Origin of the sequence: Corallococcus carmarthensis, from assembly GCF_003611695.1 — a bacterium.
GTDB lineage: Bacteria > Myxococcota > Myxococcia > Myxococcales > Myxococcaceae > Corallococcus > Corallococcus carmarthensis.
Window position 1 is genome coordinate 1 of the sequence record NZ_RAWE01000054.1, and the last position, 12,497, is coordinate 12,497.

Annotated in this window: 9 protein-coding genes; 6 read left to right on the top strand and 3 right to left on the bottom strand. The window is 71.7% G+C overall.

Annotation, left to right across the window (positions count from 1 at the left end):
• The coding region (locus D7X32_RS16800; protein ID WP_120603564.1) for a M1 family aminopeptidase at positions 1-2,608 on the top strand (2,608 nt) is incomplete at its 5' end.
• A 58-nt stretch (positions 2,609-2,666) separates the two neighbouring features.
• Here D7X32_RS16800 and D7X32_RS16805 read toward each other — a convergent pair.
• On the bottom strand, positions 2,667-3,395 hold the full coding sequence (locus tag D7X32_RS16805) for an alpha/beta hydrolase (protein WP_120603565.1): 729 nt from the start codon (positions 3,393-3,395) through the stop codon (positions 2,667-2,669).
• Between the two features lie 218 nt (positions 3,396-3,613).
• On the opposite strand from D7X32_RS16805, the gene D7X32_RS16810 reads away from it, so the two are divergent.
• Both D7X32_RS16810 and D7X32_RS16815 read left to right on the top strand, forming a co-directional pair.
• A complete protein-coding gene (locus tag D7X32_RS16810; RefSeq protein ID WP_120603566.1) occupies positions 3,614-5,560 on the top strand; it encodes a PAS domain-containing sensor histidine kinase in 1,947 nt (648 codons plus the stop codon).
• 145 nt (positions 5,561-5,705) lie between these two features.
• Positions 5,706-5,888 (top strand): hypothetical protein, encoded by a 183-nt coding sequence (locus D7X32_RS16815; RefSeq protein WP_120603567.1) that lies wholly within the window; start codon positions 5,706-5,708, stop codon positions 5,886-5,888.
• Positions 5,889-5,912: 24 nt separating this feature from the next.
• On the opposite strand, the gene D7X32_RS16820 is transcribed toward D7X32_RS16815, so the two are convergent.
• Positions 5,913-6,443, bottom strand: coding sequence for a TspO/MBR family protein (locus D7X32_RS16820; RefSeq protein WP_120603568.1), 531 nt, complete (start codon positions 6,441-6,443; stop codon positions 5,913-5,915).
• 266 nt (positions 6,444-6,709) lie between these two features.
• Here D7X32_RS16820 and D7X32_RS16825 point away from each other — a divergent pair, with 266 nt between their 5' ends.
• The 3 genes from D7X32_RS16825 to D7X32_RS16835 are packed head-to-tail and all read left to right on the top strand — an operon-like array spanning position 6,710 to position 10,608.
• Positions 6,710-9,037: a CHASE2 domain-containing protein gene (locus D7X32_RS16825; RefSeq protein ID WP_120603569.1), complete on the top strand. Its 2,328-nt coding sequence runs from the start codon at positions 6,710-6,712 to the stop codon at positions 9,035-9,037.
• Between the two features lie 27 nt (positions 9,038-9,064).
• Entirely contained in the window at positions 9,065-9,628 is a 564-nt protein-coding gene (locus D7X32_RS16830; RefSeq protein ID WP_120603570.1) for an SH3 domain-containing protein, read from the top strand.
• Positions 9,628-10,608, top strand: a complete 981-nt coding sequence (locus D7X32_RS16835; RefSeq protein ID WP_244239044.1) for a M48 family metallopeptidase — start codon at positions 9,628-9,630, stop codon at positions 10,606-10,608. Before D7X32_RS16830 ends, D7X32_RS16835 begins: the two co-directional genes overlap by 1 nt.
• Before the next feature lie 9 nt (positions 10,609-10,617).
• Here D7X32_RS16835 and D7X32_RS46755 read toward each other — a convergent pair whose 3' ends face one another.
• Positions 10,618-12,495 (bottom strand): hypothetical protein, encoded by a 1,878-nt coding sequence (locus D7X32_RS46755; protein ID WP_244239045.1) that lies wholly within the window; start codon positions 12,493-12,495, stop codon positions 10,618-10,620.
• Positions 12,496-12,497 lie beyond the last annotated feature (2 nt).

Here is a 12,497-nt window from a genome sequence, read left to right on the forward strand (position 1 = left end):
CTGCTGCCACCGCCACGCCCCCGCCGCCGCCGCCGGGTCCTCCGACCCGCATCCGTTCAGCCTCCCCGGCGCCACCGAGCACTACGCCGCGCCCCGCCCCGTGCGCGCCGAGCACGTGCGCATCGAGCTGGACCTGGACTTCCCCCAGCGCGCCCTGGCCGGCACCTGCACCACCCGCGTGTCCGCCGTCCGCACCGTGTCCACCGTCACCTTCGACGCCGTGGACCTGGACGTCACCGACGCGCGCGTCGACGGCCGCTCCGTCCCCTTCTCCAACTCCGGCGCCCACGTGCGCGTGGAGCTGCCTCGCGCGCTGGACGCGGGACAGGCGTGCGACATCGCGCTCACCTACCGCGCCCGTCCCCGCCGCGGCCTCTACTTCTGGGGCCCCGACGCGGGCTATCCCGACCGTCCGCTCCAGGCATGGACGCAGGGCCAGGACATCGACGCGCGCTGCTGGTTCCCCTGCCTGGACACGCCCGCGCAGAAGGCCACGTCGGAGGTCATCGCCACCTTCCCGGCGAACATGACGTCGCTGTCCAACGGCGTGCTCGTCAGCGACGTCACGACAGGCGAGCGCCGCACCCAGCACCACCGCATGGCGCAGCCGCACGCGCCCTACCTGGTCACGCTGGTGGTGGGCGAATTCGACGAGGCCACCGACACCGCCGGCACCACGCCGCTGCGCTACCTGTTCCCCAAGGGCCGCCGCGAGGACGCGCTCCGGTGCGTGGCGCGCACGCCGAAGATGATCGCCGCGTACGAGTCCCTCACCGGTGAACCCTTCCCGTGGAGCGGCTACGCGCAGGTCTTCGTCACGGAGTTCATCCTGGGCGGCATGGAGCACACCACCGCCACCACGCTGGTGGACACGGTGCTGCACGATGCGCGGGCGCACCTGGACTACACCGCCGAACCGCTCATCTCCCACGAACTGGCGCACCAGTGGTTCGGCGACCTGCTCACCTGCCGCGACTGGCCCCACGGCTGGCTCAACGAAGGCTTCGCCACCTACTTCGAGGTGCTCTGGAAGGAGCGCGGGGACAACCAGGACGAGGCCGACCACCACCGGGCGCTCGACCTGGAGGCGTACCTGTCCGAGACGCGCGAGCGCTACGCGCGCCCCATCGTCGCCCGGAAGTTCCAGGCCCCCATGGACCTGTTCGACCGCCACCTCTACGAGAAGGGCGGGCTGGTGCTCCACGAGCTGCGCCGCCGCGTGGGGGATGACCTCTTCGTGCGCGCCCTGCGCCGCTACGTCGCGTCCCACCGCCACGGCGTCGTGGAGACGGTGGACCTGGCGCGCGCCTTCGAGGAGGCCACCGGCCACAACCTGGACCCCGTCTTCGACCAGTACGTCTTCTCCCCCGGCCACCCGGAGCTGAAGGTGGAGGTCCGCTACGAGGCCGACGACGCGCGCCTGCGCATCACCGTGCGCCAGACGCAGCGCACGGACTCGGGCACGCCCGTCTTCCGGCTCCCGCTGGAGGTGGCCGTCACGGTGAATGGCGAGGACACGCGCCACCGGTTGGACCTCACGGACGCGGAGCACCGCTTCCACCTGCCCTGCCCCGCCGCACCCTCGCAGGTGCGCGTGGATCCGCGCCGCGACGTGCTGGGCACGCTGGACGTGGACAAGGCCGTGGGGCTGTGGCGCGAGGAGCTGGCCCACGCTCCGGAGGCCCGCGCGCGCACGGAGGCCGCGCACGCGCTGGGGAAGGACGGGGGACTGCGGTCGGTGGAATCGCTGGGCCGCGCGCTGAAGGACCCGGGCCTGTTCTGGGCCACCCGCGCCGCGAGCGCGAAGGCGCTGGGCCGCATCCGCACGCCGGAGGCCCGCGCGCTGCTGCTGGACGCGGTCACCACCGAGCACCCGCGCGTGCGCCGCGCCGTCGCCGCCGCGCTGGGCGAGTTCCGCCACGATGGCGAGGTGGCCGGACGGCTGCGCGCGCTGCTGGAAGCGGGAGACGCCAGCTACTTCGTGGAGGCGGAGGCCGCGCGGGGACTGGGCCGCGTGCGCGCTCCGGATGCACTGCCCCTGCTGGAGGCCGCCGCCGCGCGGCCGTCGTTCCAGGACGTCATCGGCGCGGGCGCGATGGACGGGCTCGCGGAGACGCAGGACGCGGCCGCGTTCCCGGTGGCCGTGGCGCGCACGGCGTATGGCCAGCCCGGGTTCCTGCGCCGCGCGGCCGTGAGCGCCGTGGCGAAGCTGGCGGAGGTGGCGAACCGCAAGCGCGAGGCGGTGGACCTGTTCGCGCAGCTGCTGCGCGACCCGCAGTTCCGCGTGCAACTGGCGGTGTGCGACGCGGCCTCCACGCTGGGCGACCGGCGCCTGCTGCCCGCGCTGGAGGGCACGACCTTCAGCGACCCGCGAACGCGCCGCTATGCCCGCGAGGCCGTGCGAGCCCTGCGCGAAGGCGCACCCCAGGCCCGCGAGGTCGCGTCCCTGCGCGAAGAGTTGGACGCGCTCAAGCAGGAGACGCGCACCCTGCGCGAGAAGCTGGAGACCCTCACGCTGAATGCGCAGCCCGCCCCCACCGCGCGGAAGCCCTCGCGCAAGCCCGCGGCGAAGCGAGGCCGCACGCCTCCTGCCAAGCGCAAGCGCTGATCCGCGCATCCAGGCCACGAAGCCCTCGGCGCGGTGGAGCAGGACCGTCGCACGGGGCTCAGTCGACAGGCCCTTGCAGCGACTGGCGCACGAACGCGCGCCAGTCCTCGAGCAACGCGGGCGACACGTCGTGGCCCAGGTCCGGGAAGGTCCGAACGTCGATGGGGACGCCCCGGCCCTTCAGCTCCGCGACCCGCTCGCGCGTGCGCTGCACGGGGATGATGGCGTCCTGCTCTCCCTGGAGCACCCGCACCCGGAGCGACGCGGGCAGCTCCCGCGCCGGGTCTCCCAACAGCCGCGTCCCCATGGGCACCGCCGCATCCACCAGCTCCGGGTGCCGGAGGGCCAGCATCCAGGCCAGGTCGCCGCCGTAGGAGAACCCCGTCACCACGACGCGGCGAATCTCCGGATGCGCCGCCCGGACCTCGCGGATCAGCTCCGCGATCCGTGTGGCCATCCGCTCCACGTCCTCCGTCTTCCCCTCCCCTGTCTTCGCCTCGTGGTCCGCCTGGAACCAGGTGAAGCCGTCGCGGCGGGGCCTGGGCCCCTGGGGCAGCAGCGTGCGCACGGGGATGCCCAGCGACTGGACGTGCTCGTCCCAGAACGCGGGCGAGGAGCCGGAGAAGTGCAGGGCCACGAGCAGCGCCTCGGGCTGCGGAGCTCCCACCGCCTCGCTCTTGTAGACGAGCGGGCTCGGTACCTCCGGAGCCGTGCTCCGGGCGCTCGCACAGGCCATTCCCAGCAGCGATACGGCGAGCAGTACGGCCGCGGTTCGGGGTTCTCGCATGCCCCTCCTGTACCCGCCCGCCCGCTCGTCCTCCAGGGGTGCTGACAGCGTCTGGATTTCCGGTTTCACCGCGCCGTTCGTGCTCGCAGTGTGTACCTGTAGTCAAAGGGAACGCGCACGGGCGCCAAGACGCGCGCCCGTCAACGCCGGGGAGCCCCCATGTCCCGGCTGGGCCAGCTCACGCGGGAACGCGGGCCGGTCCCCACCAGGAGCGAGGCATGGCCGGAGGAGCCGCACGGGAGCTGGAAGCCATCTTGGACGCAGCGGTGGACCCATTCATCGCGTGCGGTCCCGATGAGCGCATCCTCCACGTCAACGCGGCGACAGAGCGGCTGCTGGGCTGGGACCGCGAGCAGCTCCTGGGCAGGCCCGTCACCGACCTCTTCCCGTCCCGCCTGCACCGCTTCCATGGCCTCAGCCTGCCGCGCTACCTGCTGTCGCGCCGGAAGAAGCTCGGCGGGCGGCCCACGCGCATCTTCGCCCGGCGGCGCGACGGCGTGGAGCTGCAGGTGGAGCTGACCGTGGGCGCCACCGGCACGCAAGGACATGAGCGCATCGTCCTCATGATGCGCCGGCTGCATGAGGTCATCGACTCCCTGGAGGAGCCGGTGGAGCACGTCCCTGGCGGCCCCGGCGCGGGCGCGAACCACGAGGAGACGGTGGACCGGCTCTACCGGCTGCTGGTGGAGAACGCCCCCCTGGGTATCTTCCACTTCGACCGCGCACCCATCATCACCGCGTGCAACGAGCGCTTCTCAAGCCTCATCGGCACGTCGAAGCGCAACCTGGTGGGCCTGCAGCTCTTCACGCTGAGCGACGAGAACATCATTGCCTGCGTGCGCGAGGCACTGAATGGCCACAGCTGCGATTACGAAGGCGACTACCACGCCCTCACCACCGGCAAGGTGACGCCCGTGCGCATCCGCTTCGCCCCCTGCTATTCCGAGGACGGCAGCGTGGAGGGCGGCGTCGGCATCGTGGAGGACATCACCGACCGCCGCCGCGTGGAGGCCGAGCGCGAGGAGAACCTGGCCCAGATGGACCTGCTCTTCCGCGGCGCACCGGTGGGCATCGGCTTCCTGGACACGAACCTGCGCTACGTGCGCGTCAACGAAACGCTCGCGCGCATCAACGGCCTGCCGGCGGAGGCGCACCTGGGACGCACGCTGCCGGAGTTGCTCGGGGAGCCGGGCGCCATCGCGGAGCAGGGACCCCGGCACGTGCTGCGCACCGGCGAGCCCCTGGTCAACCAGGAGTCCACCTCCGACGAGGACCTGGGCGCCCCTGGCCCCCGCCGCTACTTCGCGGGCAGCTTCTATCCGGTGCGCACGCCCGACGGCCGCATCCTGGGCGTGGGCGTCCTCGTGGAGGACATCACCGAGCGCAAGCTCGCCGAAGAAGAGCGCGCGCACCTGTACCGCGAGGCCCAGGAGGCCATCCGCGTGCGCGATGACTTCCTCTCCATCGCGAGCCACGAATTGAAGACGCCGCTCACTCCTTTGAGCCTGCGTCTGGCCACGCTGGAGCGCCGCCTGGAGCGCGGCGAGAACCTGGACCCCAGCGTGCTGCGCCACGCGCGCCACCAGCTCACGCGCCTCACCGGCCTCATCAACGACCTGCTGGACGCATCCCGCATCGAAGCCGGCCGCCTGGCCCTGCACCCGGAATCCACCCGCTTCGACCTGCTGGTGGAGCAGACGCTCGCCGGCATGGAAGGCCAGAAGGGCAATCACACCTTCGACTTCGAACGCCCCCGGGAGCCCATCTCCGTCCACGGCGACACGTACCGGCTGGAGCAGGTCATCTCCAACCTGCTGGAGAACGCGCTCAAGTACAGCCCGGACGGCGGCAACATCCGCGTGCGGCTGTCGCTGAGCGACGACGTCGCGGTGCTGTCCGTGACGGACCCGGGCATCGGCATCCCGGAGGACCAGCAGCAGCAGCTCTTCGACCGCTACTTCCGCGCGCGCAATGCCTCCACCCGTTCCTACGGAGGACTGGGCCTGGGCCTCTACATCAGCCGCGACATCGTGGAGCGCCATGGCGGCCGCATCTGGGTGGAGAGCGAGGCGGGCCGGGGGTCCACCTTCTACGTCGCGCTGCCGACACTCTCCGCCGCGCGGCCTGCCCTCCCGCTCGCCTGGCCTGATCGGCACCTTCACTGAAGCGCCGGCCCCATTCCCGCTGAAAGAACTTCAGCCCTGCCTCTCCGCCCCCGACGGATGCCTCATCCAAAGGGCTGGAATCCCACGGTTTCCAGCCCTGGCACGCCCCCTGCTCCAGGTGTGTGCACGGGAGGGTGAGACACCCATGGAAAACATGACGATGAAGAGCGAGTCCCCTGTCAGCCGCGACAACGAGGGTTGGCTTGTCCGGGTGAAGGTCGGTGGGCGCATCCAGGAGGTGCGCTGCACCTCGGAGAACCAGGCGCGCTACTTCGCGGCCGTGCTGTCCTTCAACACCGCGGTGCCCCCCTCGCGCATGCGCCACTGACGCGCGAGGAGCAGGCGCCCGGCGTCAGGGATTGAGCCGGGCGATATCGGTCGACAGCACGTTGGCGAAGGACACCCAGCCCAGGTACGGCGCCATCAGCCACGGCGACTTGCGGTCCACGCGGCTGGCGGCGGCGGTGTACGCCGCGATGCTGCCCAGCAAGACCCAGTTCTCCACCGCCGCGGCCTTCAGCTGGCGCTTGCGGAAGAACAGGTGGGACCACGCGGCGTTGAGTCCCAATTGAACGAACCACAGGCACAGCGCGCGCGAACGCTGCGCGCCCGCCGGTGAGCCCCAGATGCGCCAGCCGGAGACAGCGATGAGCCCGTAGAGCGCCGTCCACACCGGCGCGAAGGCCTGCCGGGGCGGCTGGAACGACGGCTTCTTCAAGCGCTTGTACCAGCCCTGTTGGACGGCCTCGCGGGTGCTGCGCGAGTTCAGGAAGACCGCGCCCGCGGTGAGCGCACCGAAGGCGCCCAGCGCCACCATCGATTCACGGTTGAGCGTGGGGTTGTGTTCCAGGCCCTCGGAGCCTCCGAGCTCGCTGAGCTGCATGCTGTTCCTCCCGGACATGAAGAAGCCGTGTGCGAAGCCACAAGCTGTGTCCTGGGGCAACGGCCGGCCACGCACGCTTGCCTGGCCGGCCGGGTTCCTGATGGCCCGTGCATCATCCGGGCTGCCATGCTGCGCGCGCCGGAACTCCTGCTTCGCGGGACTCTCCGGGTCCTCCTGGATGCAGGTCCCATTTCGTGAGCGTGCGTGCGTGCTGGCGGGCCACATCGCGGAGTAGCGTGCCGTCACCGACCTCGCGGGGAGGGGCCGTGGCGAGTGGGACGTGGAAGACCATCCAGGAGCGCTGGCGCCATCACGGGCTCCCGATGTTGGGGATCGCGTTGGTGGCGACGCTCATCGCGTGGGCTTGCGACCGGGCCCACCTCCTCAAGGACACGGAGCACCTCGCCTACGACAAGGCCCTGGTGGAGTTCACCGGCGGCCGGGCGGCGTCCGGGCAGGTGGTCGTGGTGGCCATCGACCAGAGCACCATCGATGCCATCAGCCAGGACACGCAGCTCCAGATCAACTTCGGCAACTGGCCGTACACACGCACGCTGTGGGCGCGCATCGCGCAGGAGCTGAAGGCCGCGGGCGCGAGGGCCGTGCTGTTCGACGCGGTGATGGACGAGCAGTCGTCCGACAAGTCCGCCGACCTGGGCTTCGCGCAGGCGCTGCGGGAGACGGGCCTCCCCTTCTACGTGGGCATGGCGAGCAGCGGCTCCGCGAAGCCCCTGGTCCGCGCGGACTTCCAGGCCCCCGTGCCATTGAGCACTCCCGAGGCCGCGCCTCACCCCGAGCCTCCGGGAGACACCTTCCCGGAGGAGTTCGAGGACGCTCCCGCCCCAGCCCCCCCCGTGCTGACGCCAGAAGCCCGGGCGCGCGCGCTCGCCTTCCCCGTGAGCCGGACGGATGGGGAGGCGCTGCCCAGCCTCCAGGGCACGTCACGGGATCCCCGCTACCCGGTGCCCCCGACGCCCGCGCTGATTGGGGCGATGAGCGGGTTCGGGCTCGTGGACACGGAGGCGGACGGGGACGGCTCCATGCGGCGCACGAAGTTCGCGTACACGGACGGCATCAACACCTACGTGACGCTGCCGGTGCGCATGATGGCGGACCTGCTGGGCGCGAAGGAGGTCACGCTCTCCGGCCGCACGCTCCACCTGGGCGAGCACACGTGGCACGTGGACGACGACGGCGGCGCCGCGCTGGATTACGGAGGCCCGCTGGACACGCGCTTCCCACAGGTGACCCTCTTCGCCGTGCTGAACGACTGGATCCGCCGCAGCCAGGGCAAGTCCGTGGACCTGGACGCAGCCCTGTTCCAGGGGAAGGTGGTCATCATCGGCGGCACATCGGTGGGCCTCAACGACATCAAGGCCACGCCCTTCTCCTCCACGCAGCCCGGGCTGGTGAAGCAGGCCACGGTGGTGGACACGCTGCTGTCGGGCACGTTCATCACCCGCGCGCCCGCGGGCGTGGACCTGGGCCTGACGTTCTTCGTGGCGCTGGTGTCCGCGGTGCTGCTGATGACGGCGCGCTGGACGCCGCTGGAGGTGGCCTGGCCGCCGGTGCTCATCCTGGGGCTGTTCGTGCTCACGGGCGTGCTCCTCAAGACGTCACACACGCACGTGCTCATGGCGATGCCGGCGCTGGCGGGCGTGGGCGCCAGCGTGGCCGCGCTGGCGTTCAACCACCTGGTGGCCAACCGCGAGACGCAGTTCATCCGGCAGGCGTTCAATCGCTTCATGGAGCCGAAGCGGGTGGAGCAGATGATCCGCTCGCGTCAGCTGCCGCGCCTGGATGGGGAGAACAAGGAGATCACCGCGTTCTTCAGCGACATCCGCGGCTTCTCCACCTTCAGCGAGCGCTTCAAGGAAGACCCGCGCCAGCTGGTGCGCATCCTCAACACGTACCTCACGACGGTGAGCGGGGCGCTGCTGCGCGAGGGCGGGTGCCTGGACAAGTACATTGGCGACGCGGTGGTGTGCCTCTTCGGCGCGCCCATGGCCCAGGAGGACCACGCCGTGCGCGCGTGCCGGGGGGCGCTCGCGGCGAAGGCGGCGGTGGAGGTGCTGCGCGTGGACTTCCGGCGCCAGGGGTTCCCGGACGTGTACACGCGCATCGGCGTGAACAGCGCGGTGAACTTCGTGGGCAACTTCGGCAGTGACCAGCTCTTCAGCTACACGGCCATTGGCGACGGCATGAACCTGGCCGCGCGCCTGGAGGGCGCGAACAAGGCCTACGGGTCGGTCATCATGATTGGCCCGCGCACGTATGAGCTGGCGCGCGAGCACATCGAGGTGCGCGAGCTGGACCGGGTGCGGGTGGCGGGCAAGACGGAGGCCGTCACGGTGTACGAGCTGCTCGCGCTCAAGGGCCAGCTGGACGCCTCCACGCGGCACACGGTGGCGCGCTACCACGAGGCCCTGGGGCTGTACCGCGAGGCGCGCTTCGCGGAGGCCGCGGCGGTGCTGGAGGCGGAGGCCGCCCGGTCGCCGGAGGACGGGCCCACGGGGAAGCTGTTGGAGCGCTGCCGCGAATATCTGGAGTCGCCACCGGCGAAATTCGATGGCGTCGCGAATCTGGAGAAGTGACGGCGTATCAGGGTGGGGAGCACGACGATGAGACAATGGACCTGGGGCATCCTGATGCTGGCGCTGGGCGTGCCGGTGACGGCGGCGTGGGCGGTGAAGAAGGATGAGAAGCTCTACGTGAAGGCGCGCAACACACGCGTGCTCAAGAGCGCGGCGCCCACCGCGGACGTGGTGGCGGTGCTCCAGCCCGGGCAGCAGGTGACGTGGAAGGGCGCGGATCCGAAGAACGCGCAGTGGCACCAGGTGACCGAACCCGGCGGCAAGCCCGGCTACGTGTTCCAGACGAACCTGTCCACGAAGCCGCCCGACATGGAGCTGGTGGCCAAGGACGGCAAGACGCGCACCATCGACCCTGCGGCCTTCGTGTCCAGCGGCGCGGCGGTGAAGGCGCTGAGCCCGGGCGCGGAGAAGTACGGCAACGCGAAGGGCGGCGGCTACTCGAACGCGGTGTCTCAAATCAAGACGCTGGAGGCCCTGGCGAAGCGGGTCACGCCCGTGGAGATCGACGCGCACGTGAAGCAGGCCGGGCTGTTCCCCGTGGTGGCGCCCAACACGAAGCTGGGTGCCCAGGCGAAGAAGGTGAGCAAGTGATGCGCTCGCGCATGGGATTGCTGGTGGCGGCGGGCCTGGGCCTGACGTCGTGTGCCCAGCTGACGCAGGGGCTGAAGAAGGCGAACCTGGGCGATGACGTGAACCGGGTCGTGGTCGCGTCGGAGAAGGTGCAGTCCTGCGACAAGCTGAAGGTGGAGCCGGCCATCCAGGAGGAGTACGCGCTGGGCAGCGCGCTGGCCATCCACTGGGCACAGCAGAGCGGCGGGCTGATGCTGTCCGGCGCGGCGGAGGAGAAGCTGAACACCTACGTCAACACGGTGGGCCGCAACCTGGCGATGCAGTCCCCCCGGCCGGAGCTGGCCTGGACGTTCGGCGTGCTCAAGGACACGGAGCGCTTCAACGCCCTGTCCGCGCCCGCCGGCTACGTGTTCGTCACGCGCCGGCTGCTCCAGGGTGTGGACAACGAGGCGCAGCTCGCGGGCGTGCTGGCGCACGAGATTGCCCACGTCGTGCTCAAGCACGCGCTGCACCAGTACGTCTCCGTGAAGGTGAGCACGTGCAAGGGCGCCGCGGTGACGGGCGCCGTGGTGTCGACGGTCGCCTCGAAGGTGGTGGGCGCCAGCCGGTTGGATGGCCGCCTGGACCTGGACGCGGACACGGAGCTGATGGGGAAGATGGTCGAAGGGACCGTGGACGCCTTCGGCAAGGGCAACCGCAAGGACGAGGAGCTGGCGGCGGACGCGCTCGCGGTGGAGCTGCTGCTGTCCGCGGGCTACGACCCGGGGGAGTACTCGCTGTTGCTCGGGAAGACGACGGGGGGCGGCGGGCTCTGGGCGAACCACCCCAGCAAGGAGGACCGCCAGGAGCAGATCGCGGACCTGCTCAAGGCACGGCAGAAGGAGACGGATCCGCTCGCGCGGGTGGACGTGGCGTCGCTCCAGCGCCCTGCCCTGCCCGCGGCCTTCGCCGTCGTGGGGCCCGTGAAGAAGTCCACGGGCGTGGCGAAGGACGCGAAGTAGGCCGCGGCTTCAGCGCACCGTGGCCTGGCTGAGGGCGCGGTGCACGGACTCCAGGGCCTTGCGCGCCTCCAGCAGCTCGGCGCGCTCGGCGGTGAGGGACGCGACCTGCTGGGCCAGCACGTCGCGTTCACCCTGGAGCGTCTCCACGGCGCGGCGCAGGGAGGAGGACTCGTCCTTGGCGCCTTCCAGCTCCACGGCGAGGCGCTCCTCTTCCGCGAGGCTGTCGGCCAGGGCCAGCTTGCCGCGCGTGACGACCTGCTCCAGCGCGTCGTGCTCCTTCGCGGCGGCCTGGAGGGCCTGGCGGGATTCCTGGAGGGACAGGAGCGCTTCGTCGCGCTCGCCTTCCAGGGCGGCCAGTTCGCGCTCCAGGTCGGCGAGCAGCTTCACGCGGCCCTCCATCTCCGCGGACAGGCGGCGGGCCTCGTCCATGCGCAGCCGGGCCTCCTCGGTGGCCTTCTCCGCCTGGCGGCGGGCCACTTCGAGGTCCTGGGTGAGCGTGAGGTTGAGCGCCTTGACCTTGGTGAGCTCCGCCTGGAGGTGGGTGATGCGCTCCACGGCGCGCTGGCCGGCTTCCGCGACGGTGGCGGGCAGCGGCTCCGGGCGCGGGTTCTCGCGCACGGCCTTGAGGCGGGCCTTGAGGCGCTCGCGGCGGGATTCGGAGTCCAGCTCCTCGCGCGGAGGCGCGGGCGTCTGCACCTCGACGGGGGCGGGCGCGGCTTCCTGCCGGGCCACCACCGTCTCGGTGGTGGTGACGGTGGAGGCCTGGACGGCAGCGTACGTCGTCATGGGCTCGGCCTCGGAAGGCATGCGGAGGGCCTGAACGCCCATCCGTCCATCGAACTGTACTCCGGGCGGCGGGCCCGCGAAGGTGGCCGGAGCCGCCCGGGGCGCTTCCGCCTGGGCCATCGCCGGAGGCGGCGAGGCGAACGTGACCGGCGCGCCCCGCGTGTCGGCGCGCGGAGCTTCCACGGGCGCCGGCGGATTCGCGAAGGTGGCGCGAGGCGCTTCGGCATGCGCCGTCGGGCTCGCGAACGTCGCACGCGGAGCTTCAGCCTGGGGAAGCACCGGAGCGGAGGCTTCCGCATGCGGCGCGGCCGGGGCCGGACGCTCCACGCGGGCGACCTCGGCGCGCAGCGCTTCCGTGTGCGTCACCGAGTGGGCCAGCGGCGCCACGCGCGTCGGATCCACATGCGTGGCGGCTTCCGGACGCGCCGTCAGCGCATCCCAGCGCGCGGCGGCCGGCGCGGACGTCTCCACGTGCGTGGGCGTCGGCTCGGCGCCCAGGGGCTCCTGCACGAAGGCCTCGACCGCGGCCTCCCGCTGCTGCGCGACGTGCGCGGCGGACAGGCTCCACGCGGACGCGGCGACCGCCTCCGCCACTTCGCGATGCGACACCGGCGACACGGCGTCCGCGTCCCAGACGGACTCCTCGGGCACGGTCTCCTGCGCCACGTTCCAGCCGGGCGCGGACTCCTGCGAGTCCGGCTCCAGCCACGGCGCGGGCGGCGCGGCTTCCTCTTCGTGCCGGGCCTCCGGGGACACCAGCGCGGACAGCGCGTGGGACACCGGCGAGAACGTCGGCGCCGTCACCGCGGGCAGGGCCTGCGCGGCCGGGGGCGGCGCGGCGGTGCGGGCGGACGGTGCGTTCAGCGCGGCCTCCAGCGCCTCGGCGGCGGTGGGACGCGGGCCGGCGCGGCGATCGATGCGCGAGCGCACCTCGGAGGACAGGTCCGGAGATTCCGCGACGGGCGCAGTCGCTTCCGGCGCGGCGGGCTCCTGGCTGGCGGCGGTCCCCGTGGGGTCGGCCGGGTCGAGGGCACCCGTCAGCGCCCCCAGGCGGAGGCGCGGCTTCGCGCGGGACACGTTCTGTTCGAAGGCTTTCTTCATGG

Coding starts and splice junctions, on each gene's coding strand:
- D7X32_RS16805 (WP_120603565.1), bottom strand. CDS start 3,395: ATGCGAGAACCCCGAACCGCGGCCGTACTGCTCGCCGTATCGCTGCTG.
- D7X32_RS16810 (WP_120603566.1), top strand. CDS start 3,614: ATGGCCGGAGGAGCCGCACGGGAGCTGGAAGCCATCTTGGACGCAGCG.
- D7X32_RS16815 (WP_120603567.1), top strand. CDS start 5,706: ATGGAAAACATGACGATGAAGAGCGAGTCCCCTGTCAGCCGCGACAAC.
- D7X32_RS16820 (WP_120603568.1), bottom strand. CDS start 6,443: ATGCAGCTCAGCGAGCTCGGAGGCTCCGAGGGCCTGGAACACAACCCC.
- D7X32_RS16830 (WP_120603570.1), top strand. CDS start 9,065: ATGAGACAATGGACCTGGGGCATCCTGATGCTGGCGCTGGGCGTGCCG.
- D7X32_RS16835 (WP_244239044.1), top strand. CDS start 9,628: ATGCGCTCGCGCATGGGATTGCTGGTGGCGGCGGGCCTGGGCCTGACG.
- D7X32_RS46755 (WP_244239045.1), bottom strand. CDS start 12,495: ATGAAGAAAGCCTTCGAACAGAACGTGTCCCGCGCGAAGCCGCGCCTC.